The organism is Collinsella aerofaciens, from assembly GCF_039758965.1.
GTDB classification, from domain to species: Bacteria; Actinomycetota; Coriobacteriia; order Coriobacteriales; family Coriobacteriaceae; genus Collinsella; species Collinsella aerofaciens_BR.
This window is the reverse complement of record NZ_JBDMSL010000004.1, coordinates 1-16,918: the sequence shown is the minus strand read 5'-3', so window position 1 is coordinate 16,918 and position 16,918 is coordinate 1. Positions and strand designations below refer to the sequence as shown.

Annotated in this window: 17 protein-coding genes; 16 read left to right on the top strand and 1 reads right to left on the bottom strand. The window is 60.1% G+C overall.

Annotation, left to right across the window (positions count from 1 at the left end; all coding sequences use genetic code 11):
* Nucleotides 1-11 precede the first annotated feature (11 nt).
* The 13 genes from glpK to ABHU32_RS01845 all read left to right on the top strand — a co-directional run bounded on the left by glpK (nucleotide 12) and on the right by ABHU32_RS01845 (nucleotide 12,110).
* Nucleotides 12-1,553 (top strand): glycerol kinase GlpK, encoded by a 1,542-nt coding sequence (gene glpK, locus ABHU32_RS01905; RefSeq protein WP_346978688.1) that lies wholly within the window; start codon nucleotides 12-14, stop codon nucleotides 1,551-1,553.
* Nucleotides 1,554-1,676: 123 nt separating this feature from the next.
* Entirely contained in the window at nucleotides 1,677-2,324 is a 648-nt protein-coding gene (gene upp / locus ABHU32_RS01900; protein WP_346978687.1) for a uracil phosphoribosyltransferase, read from the top strand.
* A gap of 282 nt (nucleotides 2,325-2,606) precedes the next feature.
* The gene (locus tag ABHU32_RS01895) at nucleotides 2,607-2,918 is read left to right on the top strand and encodes a hypothetical protein (protein ID WP_118376864.1); all 312 of its coding nucleotides are present in this window, start codon (nucleotides 2,607-2,609) and stop codon (nucleotides 2,916-2,918) included.
* 3 nt (nucleotides 2,919-2,921) lie between these two features.
* Complete coding sequence (gene atpB, locus ABHU32_RS01890; protein WP_346978686.1) at nucleotides 2,922-3,725, top strand: F0F1 ATP synthase subunit A; 804 nt, start codon at nucleotides 2,922-2,924, stop codon at nucleotides 3,723-3,725.
* A gap of 124 nt (nucleotides 3,726-3,849) precedes the next feature.
* A complete protein-coding gene (locus ABHU32_RS01885; protein ID WP_022094262.1) occupies nucleotides 3,850-4,044 on the top strand; it encodes an ATP synthase subunit c family protein in 195 nt (64 codons plus the stop codon).
* 15 nt (nucleotides 4,045-4,059) lie between these two features.
* The gene (gene atpF, locus ABHU32_RS01880; protein ID WP_346978685.1) at nucleotides 4,060-4,662 is read left to right on the top strand and encodes a F0F1 ATP synthase subunit B; all 603 of its coding nucleotides are present in this window, start codon (nucleotides 4,060-4,062) and stop codon (nucleotides 4,660-4,662) included.
* The gene (locus ABHU32_RS01875) at nucleotides 4,652-5,128 is read left to right on the top strand and encodes a F0F1 ATP synthase subunit delta (RefSeq protein ID WP_006235713.1); all 477 of its coding nucleotides are present in this window, start codon (nucleotides 4,652-4,654) and stop codon (nucleotides 5,126-5,128) included. The genes atpF and ABHU32_RS01875 overlap by 11 nt, the downstream gene beginning before the upstream one ends.
* Nucleotides 5,128-6,726, top strand: coding sequence for a F0F1 ATP synthase subunit alpha (gene atpA / locus ABHU32_RS01870; RefSeq protein WP_035138794.1), 1,599 nt, complete (start codon nucleotides 5,128-5,130; stop codon nucleotides 6,724-6,726). Before ABHU32_RS01875 ends, atpA begins: the two co-directional genes overlap by 1 nt.
* 5 nt (nucleotides 6,727-6,731) lie before the next feature.
* Nucleotides 6,732-7,640, top strand: coding sequence for an ATP synthase F1 subunit gamma (atpG, locus tag ABHU32_RS01865; protein WP_006235716.1), 909 nt, complete (start codon nucleotides 6,732-6,734; stop codon nucleotides 7,638-7,640).
* Nucleotides 7,640-9,094, top strand: coding sequence for a F0F1 ATP synthase subunit beta (atpD, locus tag ABHU32_RS01860; RefSeq protein ID WP_346978684.1), 1,455 nt, complete (start codon nucleotides 7,640-7,642; stop codon nucleotides 9,092-9,094). The genes atpG and atpD overlap by 1 nt, the downstream gene beginning before the upstream one ends.
* Nucleotides 9,095-9,097: 3 nt before the next feature.
* Entirely contained in the window at nucleotides 9,098-9,490 is a 393-nt protein-coding gene (gene atpC, locus ABHU32_RS01855; RefSeq protein WP_006235718.1) for an ATP synthase F1 subunit epsilon, read from the top strand.
* Between the two features lie 88 nt (nucleotides 9,491-9,578).
* Nucleotides 9,579-10,862 (top strand): UDP-N-acetylglucosamine 1-carboxyvinyltransferase, encoded by a 1,284-nt coding sequence (murA, locus tag ABHU32_RS01850; protein WP_035138796.1) that lies wholly within the window; start codon nucleotides 9,579-9,581, stop codon nucleotides 10,860-10,862.
* A 96-nt stretch (nucleotides 10,863-10,958) separates the two neighbouring features.
* Nucleotides 10,959-12,110 (top strand): LCP family protein, encoded by a 1,152-nt coding sequence (locus tag ABHU32_RS01845; protein ID WP_346978682.1) that lies wholly within the window; start codon nucleotides 10,959-10,961, stop codon nucleotides 12,108-12,110.
* 253 nt (nucleotides 12,111-12,363) lie between these two features.
* Here ABHU32_RS01845 and pepT read toward each other — a convergent pair whose 3' ends face one another.
* The gene (gene pepT / locus ABHU32_RS01840; RefSeq protein ID WP_346978681.1) at nucleotides 12,364-13,611 is read right to left on the bottom strand and encodes a peptidase T; all 1,248 of its coding nucleotides are present in this window, start codon (nucleotides 13,609-13,611) and stop codon (nucleotides 12,364-12,366) included.
* 120 nt (nucleotides 13,612-13,731) lie between these two features.
* On the opposite strand from pepT, the gene ABHU32_RS01835 reads away from it, so the two are divergent.
* From ABHU32_RS01835 to ABHU32_RS01825, 3 genes are all read left to right on the top strand, one after another.
* Entirely contained in the window at nucleotides 13,732-14,154 is a 423-nt protein-coding gene (locus ABHU32_RS01835; RefSeq protein WP_040359600.1) for a metal-dependent transcriptional regulator, read from the top strand.
* Between the two features lie 10 nt (nucleotides 14,155-14,164).
* Complete coding sequence (locus ABHU32_RS01830) at nucleotides 14,165-15,058, top strand: homocysteine S-methyltransferase family protein (RefSeq protein WP_006235725.1); 894 nt, start codon at nucleotides 14,165-14,167, stop codon at nucleotides 15,056-15,058.
* 157 nt (nucleotides 15,059-15,215) lie between these two features.
* The gene (locus tag ABHU32_RS01825) at nucleotides 15,216-16,616 is read left to right on the top strand and encodes a phosphohexomutase domain-containing protein (protein WP_148331849.1); all 1,401 of its coding nucleotides are present in this window, start codon (nucleotides 15,216-15,218) and stop codon (nucleotides 16,614-16,616) included.
* Nucleotides 16,617-16,918: the final 302 nt, after the last annotated feature.

Genomic DNA, 16,918 nt, shown 5'->3' with positions numbered 1-16,918 from the left:
AGGTGTAAGCGATGTCGTTGAATCTAGGTAGCCTGGGTATGGAAGACGCCTCGTTTAGCTTTGGCGGTTCCTACATCATGGCGCTCGACTGCGGCACCACCTCGGTACTCGCGACCATCGTCGACGAGTACGGCTGCATCGTCGCCCAGGCGCGCCGTAGCGTCAAAACCAGCTTCCCGCGCCCCGGCTGGGTGGAGCAGGATCCCACGGAGGTGCTTGCCAGCCAGATCGGCGTGATGATGGAGGTTCAGTTTAAGAGCGGCATCCATTCTGACCGCATCGCCGCCATCGGTATCTCCAATCAGCGCGAGACCACGGTAGTGTGGGACCGCATAAGCGGCCAGCCCATCTATAACGCCATCGTGTGGCAATGCCGTCGCACCGCGCCTCTGATCGACGAGCTGGTTGAGCAGGGCGCAGAAGAGCTGGTGCGCTCCCGCACGGGGCTTACGCTCGACCCGTATTTCTCGGCCTCCAAGGTGCAGTGGATTCTCGATAACGTCGACGGTGCGCGTGAGAGCGCGGCGGCGGGCGACCTCATGTTCGGCACCATCGACACCTGGCTCATCTACAACCTCACCGGCGGTCAGGTCTTTGCCACCGACTACACCAATGCCAGCCGCACCGCGCTCTTTAATATCCATGCGCTCGATTGGGACGACGATCTGCTGGCGCTTTTCGACGTCCCACGTTCCATGATGCCCGAGGTTCGTTGGAGCTCGGGCGACTACGGCCGCGTCGCGAGCGACATCATGACCAACATGCCACCCATCATGGGCGTGGCGGGCGACCAGCAGGCGTCGCTGTTCGGCCACTGCTGCTTCCATCCCGGCCAGACCAAAAACACCTATGGCACGGGTTGCTTTATGCTCATGAACACCGGCGACGAGATCGTCGAATCCAAGAACGGTCTGGTCTCCACGATCGGTATCGCCGCGGACGGCAAGATCAGCTATGCGCTCGAGGGTTCTATCTTTGCCGCCGGCTCAACCATGAACTGGCTGCGCAACAACATGGGCATCATCTCGAGTGTGAGCGAGTCCGCGCAACTCGCCGCTTCGATCAACGACAACGAGGGCTGCTACTTCGTCCCCGCCTTCGCTGGCCTGGGCGCTCCCTGGTGGGACCCGCGTGCCCGCGGTATCGTGTGCGGCCTGACCGGTGCCTCGAGTCGCGCGACCATTGTGCGTGCGGCCTGCGAGTCCATGGCCTACCAGAGTTATGACGTGCTGCGCGCCATGGAGCAGGACGTGGGACTTTCGATTGAGCGCCTGTCCGTCGATGGCGGCGCCTCACGCAACGAGTTCATCATGCAATTCCAGGCCGACCTGCTGGATATCCCCGTGCTGCAATGCGAGACGGTGGAGACCACGGCAATCGGTGCCGCGTACTTGGCGGGTCTTGCCGTCGGCTATTGGGAAGACCTGGAAGAACTGGAGCAAAATGCCCAGATCGTTAGGACCTTCCTTCCCCACATGTCCGCCGAGCGCCGCGAGCAAAACCTTGCGGGCTGGCGTGATGCAGTCAGGCGCTCGCTCAGCATCGCACAGTAGGGCTGTGATGGGCTGCTCGATATAACAAACCGCTAAACTAATGCATGGCGTGCGGCGGCAACATTGCTTCGCGCCTTGTCAGCAAGGTCGTTTTGCGGCCGCAACGAAAGGGGCAATCAACCCATGACCGTCACCTACGACGCGTCCCGTGTGACGCTTGTCGACCACCCGCTCGTCCAGCACAAGCTGTCGATCCTGCGCGACAAAAACACCGGCACCAACCAGTTCCGCCAGCTTGTGCGCGAGCTCGCACTTTTTGACGGCTACGAGGCCATGCGCGACCTGCCCATGGAAGACGTCGAGGTCGAGACCCCCATCACTACCGCCACGTTCAAACAGCTTGCCGGCAAGAAACTCGCCATCGTGCCCATCCTGCGTGCGGGCCTTGGCATGGTCGACGGCATCCTCGACCTGGTGCCCTCCGCTCGCGTGGGCCACATCGGCATGGAGCGCGACGAGGTCACCCACGAGCCGCACGAGTATTACTGCAAGATGCCCAAGGATATCGACCAGCGCATCTGCCTGGTCGTCGACCCCATGCTTGCCACGGGCGGTTCGGCCGAGATGGCCATCAGCTACCTGCGCGAGCGCGGTGTCAAGGACATCTGCATGCTGTGCATCGTCGCGGCCCCCGAGGGCCTCAAGTCGCTGACTGAGAAGGATCCTGATGTGCATATCTATACCTGCGCCATCGACGACCATCTCAACGAGGCCGCCTACATCGTTCCCGGCCTCGGCGACGCCGGCGACCGCATCTTCGGCACGCTCTAGTCGCTGGGCTAAGACGGCCGCGGCTGCAAATACGAAGAAACGGTGCGCGCGGTCGAACAAAAGGCGACCGCGCGCACTCCTGTTAACGGACGTTTTGCCCTGCAGGGTTCGAGAAAAACGTATTACCGTACCTGCGGCATAAAGAAGGTCTTAAGAAAACGAACAGGTGCGTATTAACCGATGCTTTTTCGGTTGTACTTTAGCGATTGGCTCGTACAATAGTCACCAATGTTTGGCGGGAACTGTTCTGTGAGGCGTTAAAAAAGGAAAGTGAGGACGCCAATGTTTCAGATAGCCGATCTGCTCGCTATCGTTGCAGGCGCCATCGCGGGCGCAATTGCCTTCCTTCCCTTTGTCTTTACGCTCAAGCCGGTTCTTGACGATAAACAGAATGCGGACATGCTCAAGGGTATGGTGAGTCTGGCGGTCTCGGCAGTCGCCCTGCTCGTCTTTACCCTGGTTGTGTTTGCGTTGTTCGGAGAGGCATTTCGTATGTTCCTCCTGGGCGAGGCGATCGGCTTCGTGGCCTTTATGGCCGCCTGCACGGTTCGCGTCGCCAAGGCGCTGCGAGATCCTCATGAGGTCGAAAGGTAAGTCGTGGAAATTTTTGAAAAGCTGCCTGATGAGATTAATCATCTGGTCAGCGAGTTCAGCTCCACCCCTGTCGTGGGCGATCTGAGCTGCGGCATCACGCAGTACTCGTTTTGGCTGATCGTCTCCACGATCGTGCTCCTGATCGTCCTGGCCGTGTTCAAGAAGAAGCAGACCCTGGTTCCCAAGGGCTTCTTCGTCAACGGTTTCGAGTACATCATCGAGTACGTCGAGAACGATATCGGCAAGGGTGTCGTGGGTGAGAACTGGAAGAAGCACTTCCCATTCCTGTGCTCGCTTTTCCTGTTCATCCTGATCAATAACATGATCGGCCTGATCCCGGGAATGAAGCCCGGCACCGGCGCAATCGGCTCCACCGCCGCACTCGCCATTTTCGCCTTCGTGTACTTCATCTACTACGGATGCAAGGCTCACGGCCTGATCGGCTACATCAAGAGCCTCGCCCCGCAGGGCGTGAGCTTCCCGATGAACGTGCTCGTGTGGGTCGTCGAGCTTTTCTCGACCTTCCTGCGCCTCATCACGCTTGCCGTCCGTCTGTTCTGCAACATGTTCGCAGGACACGTGGTCATGGGCTCGTTTGCCATCATGGCGAGCATGTTCATGCAGCCGCTGCTTCAGCAGGTTTCCGCGGCCCACGCCGTCGGCGCCCTGCCTTCGCTGGCCTGGCTTGCCATCCTCATCCTGATCTATGCGATCGAGCTTGTGGTCGGCGCCATCCAGGCTTACGTCTTCACGGTCCTTACCGCCGTGTATGTCTCCGAGGCAGAGGAGGTCGCGGAGGAGGAGTAGTCTTCCGTTCGCGCCTTAAAGGTAAGGCAATTCGTTAAACCGCCGGTGCCCGTACCCATGGAGCCCGGCAGTTATAAAAAGGTTATCCTGCGTGAAATAAGACACGCACGACAAAGGAGGAATCGTGGGAGTTATCGGTTACGGTCTCGGTGTTATCGGCGCTGGTCTTGCTATCGGCCTGTCTGCTCTGGGTGCTACGGGTGCTATGGCCCGTCAGCCTGAGGTCCAGGGCCGCGTGTTCACCGTCTTCATCATGGGCTCCGCCTTCGGCGAGGCTCTGGCTCTGATCGGCTTCGTTGTCGCGCTGATCGTTAAATAGCACGGAGCGTCAAGTATGAATCTTTCATCCCAGAAGAGCGCGATCGCACTCTCCGCGTCCGCGGCCGCGCTGCTCATGCCGGTTTCCGCGTTCGCCGAGGACGGCGCCGCCGGTGCGGACATCCTCATCCCTAAGATGGCGGAGTTCATCCCGGCGCTTATCGCCTTCCTGATTATCTGGATCGTGCTGGCCAAGGTCGCCCTGCCGGGCATCATGAAAACCATGGAGGAGCGCGGCAAGAAGATTGAGGAGAGCCTCGACGAGGCCGAGAAGACCAAGCAGGAGGCTATCGCCAAGCGCGCTGAGTCCGACTCGATCGTCACCGACGCCCGTCGTCAGGCTGCCGACATCGTTCTCGAGGCCCGTAAGGACGCCGAGTCCGAGCGCGCCCGTATCATCGAGGCTGCTCACAAGGAGGCCGAGGAGATCATCGCCAAGGCCCATACGACCGTCGAGGACGAGCGCAAGTCCATCTACGCCGGTGCCGCGAACTCCATCGCCGACCTGTCCGTTGCCGTCGCCACCAAGATCGTGGGCGAGGCACTCGAGGACGAGTCCGAGCAGAAGAAGCTCATCGAGCGCTACATCCAGGAAGCAGGTAGCCTGAATGCCGACTAGCCGCTATCAGGACAAGGTACTCGAGACCTACGCGCGCTCCCTTTTGGAAGCCGCCAAGGCCGAGAACCATGTGTTCGAGGACCTCGAGATGATCGAGCGCCTGGCTAGCGCCAGCCCCGAGATCATCGCCGTGCTCGACACCATGTCCAAGCGCGACCAGCTCGACCTTCTTCCCAAGGTGGCAGCTGCCTTTAAGTATGTTGCCGAGGAAGACGAGGATGTAGTGGGCGTGACCGTCACCACGGCGATCCCGCTCGACGACGAGCTGCGTCAAACCATCACTAAGAAATGCGAGCAGGACTTCGGCCGCAAGGTATTCCTTATCGAGCAGGTCGACCCGTCTATCGTGGGCGGCCTGGTGCTCGAGGCCCGCGGCGAGCGTCGTGACATCTCCGTCAAGACGCAGCTGCGCATCGCGCAGGAGACCCTCGCAAACTCTGCTAATTCGTACGGAGGTGAAGCCTAATGTCCGAAACCCTCAATGCCCAGGATATCGCCAAGAAACTGCAGGAGCAGCTCACGAGCCTCTCCGCGACGGTCGATACGCATGAGGTTTCAACGGTCGACGAGGTAGGCGACGGCATCGCGCGCGTCTCCGGCCTCAAGAGCGCCATGGCAGGCGAGCTTCTGGAGTTCAAGAGCTCCGATACCGGTGAGACCGTCTTCGGCCTTGCCCAGAACCTTGACCGTGACGAGGTCGGCGCCGTTCTGTTTGGTGCCGTCGACTCCATCAAGGAAGGCGACGAGTGCCGCACCACTGGCCGCATTATGGATATCCCCGTGAGCCGTGCCATGCTCGGCCGCGTCGTCAATCCGCTCGGCCAGCCCATCGACGGCCTGGGCGACATCGTCGCCACGCACCGTCGCCCCATCGAGTTCAAGGCTCCCGGCGTCATCGATCGTACCCCGGTGTGCGAGCCGGTTCAGACCGGTCTGCTCGCTATCGACTCCATGGTGCCTATTGGCCGCGGTCAGCGTGAGCTCATCATCGGCGACCGTAAGACCGGTAAGACCGCCATCGCCATCGACGCTATCCTCAACCAGCGCGGCAAGGGCATGGTCTGCATCTATGTCGCCATCGGCCAGAAGGCCTCCACGGTTGCCAACATCCGCGAGACCCTCGCTCAGCACGGTGCGCTCGACTACACCATCATCGTTTCGGCCACCGCTGCCGATTCCGCCCCTATGCAGTACATCGCGCCTATGGCCGGTGCCGCTATCGGCGAGTTCTTCATGTACAACGGCGAGGACGGTAAGCCCGCCAGCGAGACCAACCCCGGCGGCCACGTGCTCGTCATCTACGACGACCTGTCCAAGCAGGCTGTGGCCTACCGTCAGATGTCGCTGACGCTGCATCGTCCGCCCGGACGCGAGGCCTATCCTGGCGACATCTTCTACCTGCACTCTCGTCTGCTCGAGCGTGCCGTCAAGATGTCCAAGAAGAACGGTTACGGCTCCATGACGGCTCTTCCGATCATCGAGACCCAGGACGGCGACGTCTCGGCTTACATTCCGACCAACGTCATTTCCATTACCGATGGTCAGATCTACCTGCAGTCCGAGCTCTTCTTCCAGGGTCAGCGCCCGGCAGTCGACGTGGGCATCTCCGTGTCCCGCGTCGGTGGCGATGCGCAGACCAAGGCCATGAAGCAGGTCGCCGGCAACCTCCGTCTGGACCTCGCTTCGTACCAGGAGCTCGCCGGCTTTACGCAGTTCGGCTCCGACCTCGACGAGGCTACTCAGAAGCAGTTGACCCATGGTGCCCGCATGACAGAGCTCCTGAAGCAGCCGCGTTACAAGCCGTTTGAGGTTGGCGAGCAGATCGTTACGCTGTTCGCTGGCAACGAGGGCTTCCTGGATGACCTGGAGATCGCCGACGTGCTGCCTTTCCGTGCCGAGCTCATCGAGTACATGGACAATGGCTTTGGCTCGCTGCTCGACAAGGTTCGCGCCAAGAAGATCGATGATGACACCAAGGCTGAGCTCTTGCGCGTCATCGGCGACTTCAAGCAGCAGTTCATGGCCAAGCACCATTCGGATGTTTCTGGATCAGAGGAGAACTAAGCCCCATGGCCAACCTTCGCGACATTAAGAAGCGAATCTCCTCGGTTACCACGACCAAGCAGATCACGCGTACGATGGAGATGGTCTCTACGGCCAAGATCCGTCGTGCCCTCGATCGCTCCAAGCAGGCCGAGCCCTATAAGGAGGCGCTGACCGACGTCATGTTGACGGTCGCCGGCGACGCCTCCTGTTCGGGCACCGATCCCATGCTGCAGAAGCATGAGAGCGTCAAGCATGGCCTGATTGTCGTTATTGCCTCGGACCGCGGCCTTGCCGGCGGTTTCAATACGACGGTGGAGCGCACGGCCGAAAAGCTCGCCGCTTCTTGGGCGAACGACGGCATCGAGTGCGAGATCATCGCGTGCGGGCGCAAACCGGCCACGTATTTCCGTGACCGCGCAAACGTCGTCATGCACTTTGAGGGCAACTCCTCCGAGCCCGATTTCAATCAGGCCCGCATGATCTCCTCTCATATCTGCGATGCGTATCGTGCCGGTGAGCTTGACCGTGTCGAGCTTGTCTACCACCACGCCAAGAACCGCGTGGATCAGGAGCTTCGCGTCGAGCATCTGTTGCCGCTCGACCCCGAGATGATCGCTATGGCCCACGGTCCGCGTAAGAACGAGACCGACGCCCCTAAGCGCATCTCGTCCACGTTCGAGTTCGTGCCCTCTCCCGAGCATGTTCTCGGCAAGCTTGTACCGTCTTATATCCTGACGGTCATCTACCAGGCCCTGATCGATTCGGCGGCTGCCGAGCAGGGTGCACGCCGCAAGGCCATGCACTCCGCGACGGAAAACGCTACCGCGATCATCTCGACCCTTACCCGCACGTATAGTCGCGTGCGCCAGGCTTCGATCACGACCGAGATTAACGAGATCGTCGGCGGAGCCTCAGCATTGGAGGAACAGTAATGGCTAATAACACCGTAAAGCTTGCGGTCGAGGAAGCCACCAAGAAGACGACTGCCGGTGATGGTCGCATCGTGCGAATCATCGGTCCTGTCGTCGACGTCAAGTTTGACGGTGCGGTGCCCCCGATCTACAACGCGCTCACGGTCGAGGCCGAGACCCCGATCGGTCATCTGAGCACGATCCTCGAGGTCGAGAGCCAGCTTCCGGGCGGCGTCGTCCGCACGGTCGCCATGTCCTCGACCGACGGCCTGCAGCGCGGCCTCATCGCCACCGATACCGGTGAGCCCATGAAGATGCCTGTTGGCCCCGAGACGCTCGGCCGTATTTGGAACGTCATGGGCAAGCCCGTCGACGGCAAGCCCATGCCCGAGGTGGAGGAGTTCTACCCCATCCACCATGCAGCGCCCCGTTTCGACGAGCTCACCACCAAGACCGAGATCTTCGAGACCGGCATCAAGGCCGTTGACCTGCTCGAGCCCTACATCCGTGGCGGCAAAACGGGTCTGTTTGGCGGCGCTGGCGTCGGCAAGACCGTTTTGATTCAGGAGCTCATCAACAACCTCGCCCAGGAGCACGGCGGCACCTCGGTGTTCACCGGCGTCGGCGAGCGTACCCGCGAGGGCACCGACCTGTTCCTCGAGATGAGCGAGTCTGGCGTTATCGACAAGACCTGCTTGGTCTATGGTCAGATGAACGAGCCGCCCGGAGCGCGTCTGCGCATCGGTCTGGCCGGCCTTACCACCGCTGAGTATTTCCGTGATCGTGGCCAGGACGTTCTGCTGTTCATCGACAACATCTTCCGCTTCTCCCAGGCAGGTTCCGAGGTTTCCGCACTGCTGGGCCGTATGCCGTCCGCCGTTGGTTACCAGCCCACGCTGGCAACCGAGATGGGCGACCTCCAGGAGCGCATTACCTCGACCAAGACGGGTTCCATTACCTCCGTCCAGGCTGTCTACGTCCCCGCAGACGACCTGACCGACCCGGCGCCTGCCACGACGTTTACGCACCTCGACGCCACCACGGTTCTTTCGCGTAGCATTTCGTCGCTCGGCCTGTTCCCGGCTATCGACCCGCTCGCGTCTTCCTCCGACGCTCTCGATCCCTCGATCGTCGGCGAGGAGCACTACCGTGTCGCCGTCAAGGTCCAGGAGCTCCTGCAGGAGTACTCCGACCTTCAGGACATCATCGCCATTCTGGGTATGGACGAGCTGTCCGAGGAACAGCGCCTTACGGTCAACCGTGCCCGTAAGATTCAGCAGTTCCTCTCGCAGTCCTTCCACGTCGCCGAGAAGTTCACCGGCAACCCCGGTGTCTACGTCCGCGTCGAGGATACCGTCCGCTCTTTCGCCGAGATTGTCGACGGCAAGGCCGATGACCTGCCCGAGCAGGCTTTCCGCTATGCTTCCACGATTGAGGACGTGCGCGAGCGCGCCCGCAAGATGGGGGAGAAGTAGGTTATGCGTATCCGCATCGTGTGCCCCGTGAGCTGCGCCTATGAGGGCGACGCTGCGTTTGTGTCGATTCCGTCCACGGATGGCGAGTTTGGCGTTCTGCCTGCTCACTCCAGCGAGATCTGCACGATCGACCGCGGTTACGTTCGCGTTTCCGATAAGGCCATGGGCACTGTCGACCACACGTTTGCCGTGGCCGGCGGCTATGCCCAGGTTGCGGACGATGTCGTGACCGTTCTCGCCGAGCGCGCTTGCGATTTGGCGACCGTCGATGCCGACAAGCTTAAAGCTGATATTCAAGGTTTTGAAGAGAAGCTGGGTAATTTGTCGGAGGATGATGCACGCCGCGCCTACCTCTATAATGAAATCGCATGGTGTAAGCTCAAGCTTGCCCAATAGTCAAACGATTTAGCGTTCGACCATTTGCGAACACATCATGCCCGGGATGGCCCAGCCACCCCGGGCATGCTTTTTGAAAGGGTAGACCTTGGATATTATCCGCGTTGAGGGTGGCCACGCCATCGGAGGCTCCGTGCCCGTCTCGGGTGCCAAGAACTCCGCGCTCAAACTCATGGCGGCAACGCTTCTGGCGCCGGGCAAGACGACGCTGCAGAACGTGCCCGATATTTCCGATGTTCACGTGATGGGCAAGGTGCTCAAGGGCATGGGCGCTACGATCGATGTTCTCGACGAGCACACGCTCGAGATCGATACCTCTCAGGTCGATTCTTGGGAGGCCCCCTACGAGCTCGTCGCTAAGATGCGTGCTTCCACCGCTGTCATGGGACCCCTGCTGGGCCGCTTCCATCGCGCCAAGATTGCCATGCCGGGCGGCTGCAACCTGGGTGCTCGCAAGATCGATATGCACATTCTGGGTCTCGAGGCCCTGGGCGTTGAGTTCGATACCGCCCACGGTTACATCAACGCTAATGCGCCCCAAGGCCTGCGCGGTACCACCGTCACGCTCGAGTTTGCCAGTGTCGGTGCGACCGAGAACCTCATTATGGCATCCGTGCGCGCGCAGGGTACCACGGTTATCGACAATGCCGCCCGCGAGCCCGAGATCGTCGATCTCGCCAACATGCTCAACGAGATGGGCGCCAAGATTGTTGGCGCCGGCACGCCCGTCGTGACTATCGAAGGCGTGGAAGAGCTCCATCCTGTTACCCATCGCGTAGTAGGCGACCGCATCGAGGCCGGTACCTTTATCGTTGCCGGTGCGTTGATGGCCGACGATCGCGGTGTCGATGTCACGGGCTTTTGCCCCATTCACTTGGGCATGGTGCTCAAGAAGATGGAGCTCATGGGTATCGACTGCGAGCGCGTCGAGGATGGCGTCCATGTAAACCGTGCCGAGCGTATCAAGCCGGTCGACATCCAGACGCTTCCGTTCCCCGGCTTCCCGACGGACATGCAGGCGCAGATTATGGTGCTCTCCGCCCTTGCCGACGGCAGTTCCGTTATTACCGAGAACATCTTCGAGAATCGCTTTATGTTTGCCTCTGAGCTGGTGCGCATGGGCGCCGACATTCGTATCGAGAGCCATCATGCCATGATTCATGGCGTTAAGGGCTTCTCGGGTGCACAGGTTACCTCGCCCGATCTGCGTGGCGGAGCGGCCCTCGTCGTAGCGGGCTTGATCGCCGACGGGACGACCGAGGTTTCGGCCATCCATCACATCAAGCGCGGCTACGAGCAGTTTGTCGAAAAGCTGCAGGCGCTCGGCGCGCATGTCGAGCATGCTACCGTCCCCGATCCCGTCATCTACTAATACAGGTTGCCTATGTTTAATAAAAAGCCCCTCGCGGATACTAGCACCCGAAGACCCTCAACTGGTGCGCAGGCCAAGATCTACAGTCGCGATAACGTGGCTCGCTATTCCGAGCGCGCTCGCCAACGTCGTCGTAGCCACACGATTCGTCACGTCGCGCTCATTGTCGTGCTTGGCGTGCTACTGAGTGCCACTACCGCTGCCGGCCTGTGGTTTGCCACCATTATGGGCAAGCTCGGCGATTCTAATGTCATTACCGACAATCTGCGTCGGGTTCTGGTTGACACTGATGAGGCAAAGGATCCGTTCTACGTGCTGCTTCTTGGCACCGACGGCCGTCCGGGCGAGGATACGTATCGTGCCGACTCGATTATCTTGGCACGCATCGACCCCACGCAAAAGCAGGCGACGCTCATTTCCGTTCCGCGCGACACCAAGGTCGAGTACAAGGGCGAGACCATGAAGATCAACGCCTGCCATACCGTTGGCGGTGCCGAGGCCATGGTCGAGGCGGTCAACGAGCTGTGCGGTGTTCAGATTTCCCACTATGCCGAGGTCAGCTTCGACGGTATGCAGGCGCTGATTGATTCGGTTGGCGGTATCGACATTAACGCAACCGATGATGTTGACGACCCCGAGCACCTGGATATCAAGATTACCGCTGGCCAGCAGCATATGGACGGTGCCACCGCCCTTACCTATGCCCGCTGCCGCTACACCTATGCCGACGGCGATTACACGCGCATGCGCCACCAGCGTCAGGTGCTTGGCGCCCTTGCCAACCAGATTCTCAATAACTTCGATGCCACGAAGATCTTTGGCCTGGTTAATTCGCTGTCCGATATGCTTGTAACCGATATGAGCGTTCAGGATATCGTGGCTACGGTCAACGCCATGCGCGGTATGGATGTCGACGGTATCTACTCGGCCAACCTGCCCTCGTACGCCGACGACAGCACCATGATCGACGGTGTGAGCTACGTCTTTGTCTACGAGGACGAGCTCAAGGAAATGATGGAGCGCGTCGATGCCGGCAAGGATCCCAAGGGTCCCAACACCATGGGTCTTTCCGACGGTTCCAGCTCTACGATCGGCGACCTGAACAACAACACGTCTGACGACTACGCAAACGGTACCGCAACCTCATCGGTCAGCTCTGACGATCCCGATGACTCAAGCGATTCGAGCGATTCGGACTACTACGAAGAGCCGACCGGCGACGGCAACGGCTACGAGGCTAACTACTAAGTTACGGCGTTTTACCAAACGCCGTAACGGCTCGACGCTGCGCGCCGCCCAAGGCGACAATTTGTCATTCAAAAGGCAGGGCATGACCAGAAGGTCAATGCCCTGCCTTTTTCATGCCAACTTGTTCGCCTTGGACATCGCTCGCTGACGTTGGCTCAACCTGCGGTGCTGACTACTCCCCTTGCACCAAAAACCGCCCCGTTCTCGGTTTTGAGGACGGGGCGGTTTTGCTTACCTAGATTGTTCGAGTTCCCTATGCAAAGCGGGCGACGAGCTCCTGGAGCACGTCGGTCATCTTGACGAGCGAACTGACCGGGACGAACTCGTTGACGCCGTGGTAGCAATAGCCGCCGGTGGAAAGGTTGGGGCAGGGCAGACCGCGGAACGACAGCTGCGCGCCGTCGGTGCCGCCGCGAATCGGCAGCACTTGGGGCTCAACGCCGCAGGCAAGGTAGGCTTCCTTGGCAACATCAATAAGCTCGGGATAGTCACGAACGATCTCGGCCATATTTCGATATTGCTGCTTAATCTCGACCGTCACGCGCTCCTCACCCAGACGCAGGTTGAGCATCGAGGCGGCGGCATCAATAAGGTCGAGTTTCTGCTGGAACTTGGCGGCGTCATGGTCGCGGACGATATAGCGCGCTGTGGCGTGATCGACGGTCGCAGATACACCCTCAAGGTGATAAAAGCCCTCGTAGCCTTCCGTATACTCCGGGCGCTGTACGTAGGGGAGCAACGCGTTGAAGTCGCAGAACAGATTGCCTGCGTTGACCATACGGCCCTTAGCGTCGCCCGGGTGGATGGACTGGCCCTCAAAGCAGACGGTCGCCTCGGCGGCGTTAAAGCATTCCCACTCCAGTTCGCCGATGGGGCCGCCGTCGACCGTGTAGGCGTACTTGCAGCCAAAGGTATCGATATCCAACAGCTCGGCTCCGTGGCCGATCTCCTCGTCAGGGCAGAAGCAAATGCCGAGTGCGGGATGGGGCAGAGAAGGGTCCTGAGCGATACGCGCGACAAGCGACATGATCTCGGCGACGCCTGCCTTGTCGTCCGCGCCCAGCAGCGTGGTGCCATCGCTGCAGACCAGGTCCTCACCTGCGAGGTCGTTCAGGGCGGGAAGCTTGGCGGTACTCATGGCAACGGGCTTACCGTCAACCGTGCCGCAGACCAGGTCGCCGCCTTCGTAGTGTACGATGTGCGGTTTCACGCCGGCACCCGGTGCAACTTCGGTGGTGTCGAGATGGGCGATCAGGCCCAGGGCGGGCTTGTCCTCAGCGCCCGCACTTGCGGGGATATGCGCGCAGACATAGGCGTGCTCGGTCACGTGGGCATCTTCCGCACCAAGCTCGCGCAGCTCTTCAGCCAGCACGTTGGCAAGGTCAAACTGAACGGCGCTCGAGGGTACCTGGTCGCAGTTTGCATCCTCGGACTGCGTGTTGATCTGGACGTAGCGCAAAAAGCGTTCGAGGACATCGGGGCTCGTGGTGGTGTTTTCCATAAAGACCGCTCCAATCTTGGTCGTCGTGTGCAACAAGAACTCTAGCACGGTATGCCACGGCATACCACGACGCTTGGATGGGGTAGAATCAGCCATTGAATGCAGAAGGGACGGAAGATCATGGATACGACAAATAGCTCGCGCGAACTACATCTGACGGTGGCGAACGAAGACTACTTGGAGTGCATGGTTCGCATTGAAAGCGAAGAGGGGGAAACCAACGGCGTGCGATCGGTCGACATCGCGCAGCGCCTTGGCGTCTCCAAGGCATCGGTCAATAAAGCGGTTTCGGCGCTCAAGGCATCCGAGCTTGTCGAGCAATCGCACTACGGCAAGGTGATCCTGACCGATCGCGGCCGCGAGGTTGGCACGGCTATCTGGTACCGTCATCGCCTCATCCGCACGTTTTTGGTTCAGGAGCTCGGTGTCGAATTTGAGCGAGCCGATTCCGAGGCCTGCATGATGGAGCATGCGCTATCCGAGGACACGATGAGCCGCTGGCTCGCCTATCTCGAAAAGCAGGGAATCAGCGTCGAGGAATAGCGGGATATATATGGATACGAGTTATTACAACCGCTTTGGTGCCGAGGAACTTACGCGCCGCTTGTCGAGCGAGACCTTGTTGGCGCAGGGCCCCATGGGCAGTGTTCTGTTGAGTGAGTACGATGCCGCCGACATTCCACCGGCGTTTTGGAATCTGGCAGAGCCGCAGACCGTTTCTCGTATCCATCGCTTGTATGTCGCCGCCGGCGCGCAGGTGCTCATTACCAATACCTTTCAGGCATCGAGCTATGCCCTCAAGCACGACCAGATTGCGCCGTCCGTGGCGGAGGTCAATCGCGGGGCCGTCGACGATGCCCGCCAGGCGCACCCTCAGCTACTGCTGGGCTCAATGGGCCCGATCGGTATTGAGTGGTTTGCCGAGGACTCTGTCGAGTATCGTGAAATCCGCGGCATTGCGCGCGAACAGGCGCACGCCTTGCTCAATGCTGGTGTTGACGGTCTGCTGATCGAGACGGTGACGTCTATCCGTAATCTGCAGCCCATGCTTGCCGGCGCCCGAGATGCCGCCGACGGCATGCCTGTTCTGGTGAGTTTTGTCGTTGACGATAAAGGCGACCTGCTGGGCGATGGCCTCAACATCGAGGCAGCCGTTTTGTACGCCGAAAAACACGGCGCAAATTCGGTTGGTGTTAATTGCTGTTCGCTTGCGGCCGCGAACGCGGCGGTGCCCAGGATGGTTGCATCGGCGACTACTCCCGTCACGGTGCGTCCCAACGTAGGCGATCCGGTCCAGACTCAGGATGGCCCCGTATGGCACGAGAACCCCGAAGCTTTCGCGCGCGCATGCATCGAATGGAGACATGCCGGTGCCGCAATGGTGGGCAGTTGCTGTGGAACCACGGCAATCACTACGGCCGCGATGGCCGAGGCGCTCGATATATAAAGGGCAAACCGCTCCATACGGGGCGGTTTTTTTATTGCTTGCATGTCCTCGGCAGCATTTGCCCAAATGGTGAATGCTGGTGCCGGCAGGTTGCCGAGTGCATGTTGCGGGTATACCCCATGCGTACCATGATCCAAACACTGTGAGGTGTCTGCGCGTGTGCGCGATAATTCATTTTGGAACTGACGGTTGGCGCGCTCGCGTCGATGAGGACTTCACTGCCGATAACGTTGCCCGTATCGCCGATGCCGTCGGCGAGTTGTGGCAAAAGACCAATCCGGGCAAAACGGTATATATAGGGTTCGACACCCGGCCCCTGGCGCGCGAGTTCGCTGAGCTTGCGGCGGGCGTGCTAGCAGCGCACGGGCTAGACGCCGTGCTCGCTTCGCGACCTGTCCCGACCCCTGCCCTTACGTGGGCGGCGGCTTATGACGGTGAAGCGTGCGGCGCGCTCATGGTGACGGGGTCCCATCATCCGCAGGGCTATCTGTGCCTCAAGATTCGCATGGGTGACGGCTCGACCGCCAACCAGGATGTCATCGAAGAGCTCGAAGAGACTATGGCTCCCGAGCCAATGGGGATCGAGGGGCAATATCGCACCGCGGATATCATTCCTGACTATATGCAGGCGGTGGCATCGTTTGTCGATGCCGAAGCCATCCGCGCCGCGCACCTGCGCGTGGTTGTCGATCCCATGGGCGGCGCAGCCCAGGGCTATCTAGCCGACTTGCTGCGCGAGCTTGGCGTTGAGGTGCACGAGATTCACGCCGGGCAGGCGTCTGACCAAGAAGATATCTGCCCCGACCCCGTTGAGCCGTGGGTGGACGCTTGCGAGCGCACGGTTATCGAGGACGGAGCTTGCGCTGGCCTGGTGACCGACGGCGACGCCGACCGCATCGGCGCGGTTGACGAGCGCGGCAGATATATACATCCGCATCAGATCATGGCGCTCGTTTTGGGCGACTTGGTTCAATTTCGTAATTTGGAGGGGCGCGTCGTCGTCAATCTTTCGTGCTCGACGCTCGTGCGTCGCATTGCCGAGGCGCTTGGCTGCCGCGTGACCGTCAAACCAGTCGGTTTCAAATATATAGCAGCAGAGATGAAGAAGGGCGGCGTCCTCATAGGCGGCGAAGAAGCCGGTGGTATCGGCATCGCCGCGCATATGCCCGAGCGCGATGGAATCCTCGCCTGTCTGATTCTGTGTGAGCTTATGGCAAAGACGGACGCGCCTTTGGGCGTTCTGGTCGACCAACTCGAGGACAGTTTTGGTAAAACGAGTTACGGTCGACGCGATTTGCGCCTTGAGGCCGAAGATGCCGAAACGTTACGAACCCTGCTGCCGGGCGTAAACCCCAAGTCGATTTGTGGCAAGGTGCCGCAAAACGTTAGTCATATGGATGGCTTGCGTTTGGCATTCGAGGATGACACGTGGCTGCTGGTCCGTCCTAGTGGGACTGAACCAGTGGTGCGCGTCTACGCCGAGGGGTTCTCGGTGGAAGAACGTGATGAGTTGCTCGATGCTGGCTGTGCTTTAGCTAGGGGGACGTATCCGCTTTAACCATGAGACTGCCTTATATAAAGAGATGCTCGGCGAGCGGTAGGCAACGGCTGGCAAACGTTAGTCGGATTCCAAGATGTGTAGGAAATGTGTACGCCCAGATTCCCGCCCACGGGGCCCCTCCGGTCTGGCAATATATCTCCTTGCCGCGCGGCCCGGTCGGACCGGATCAGCCGCAAAGCGTGCACCTTGAGAACCGGATACTGCGAGGATGGACACACAAGCTGTGTCGCATCCGGGCAGACATCGAACCATTTGAAATGGTCTAACTTGGATTTGTTTTTCGCAAGGCCGCCGAGAGG

Coding starts and splice junctions, on each gene's coding strand:
- glpK (WP_346978688.1), top strand. CDS start 12: ATGTCGTTGAATCTAGGTAGCCTGGGTATGGAAGACGCCTCGTTTAGC.
- upp (WP_346978687.1), top strand. CDS start 1,677: ATGACCGTCACCTACGACGCGTCCCGTGTGACGCTTGTCGACCACCCG.
- ABHU32_RS01895 (WP_118376864.1), top strand. CDS start 2,607: ATGTTTCAGATAGCCGATCTGCTCGCTATCGTTGCAGGCGCCATCGCG.
- atpF (WP_346978685.1), top strand. CDS start 4,060: ATGAATCTTTCATCCCAGAAGAGCGCGATCGCACTCTCCGCGTCCGCG.
- ABHU32_RS01875 (WP_006235713.1), top strand. CDS start 4,652: ATGCCGACTAGCCGCTATCAGGACAAGGTACTCGAGACCTACGCGCGC.
- atpA (WP_035138794.1), top strand. CDS start 5,128: ATGTCCGAAACCCTCAATGCCCAGGATATCGCCAAGAAACTGCAGGAG.
- atpG (WP_006235716.1), top strand. CDS start 6,732: ATGGCCAACCTTCGCGACATTAAGAAGCGAATCTCCTCGGTTACCACG.
- atpD (WP_346978684.1), top strand. CDS start 7,640: ATGGCTAATAACACCGTAAAGCTTGCGGTCGAGGAAGCCACCAAGAAG.
- atpC (WP_006235718.1), top strand. CDS start 9,098: ATGCGTATCCGCATCGTGTGCCCCGTGAGCTGCGCCTATGAGGGCGAC.
- pepT (WP_346978681.1), bottom strand. CDS start 13,611: ATGGAAAACACCACCACGAGCCCCGATGTCCTCGAACGCTTTTTGCGC.
- ABHU32_RS01835 (WP_040359600.1), top strand. CDS start 13,732: ATGGATACGACAAATAGCTCGCGCGAACTACATCTGACGGTGGCGAAC.
- ABHU32_RS01830 (WP_006235725.1), top strand. CDS start 14,165: ATGGATACGAGTTATTACAACCGCTTTGGTGCCGAGGAACTTACGCGC.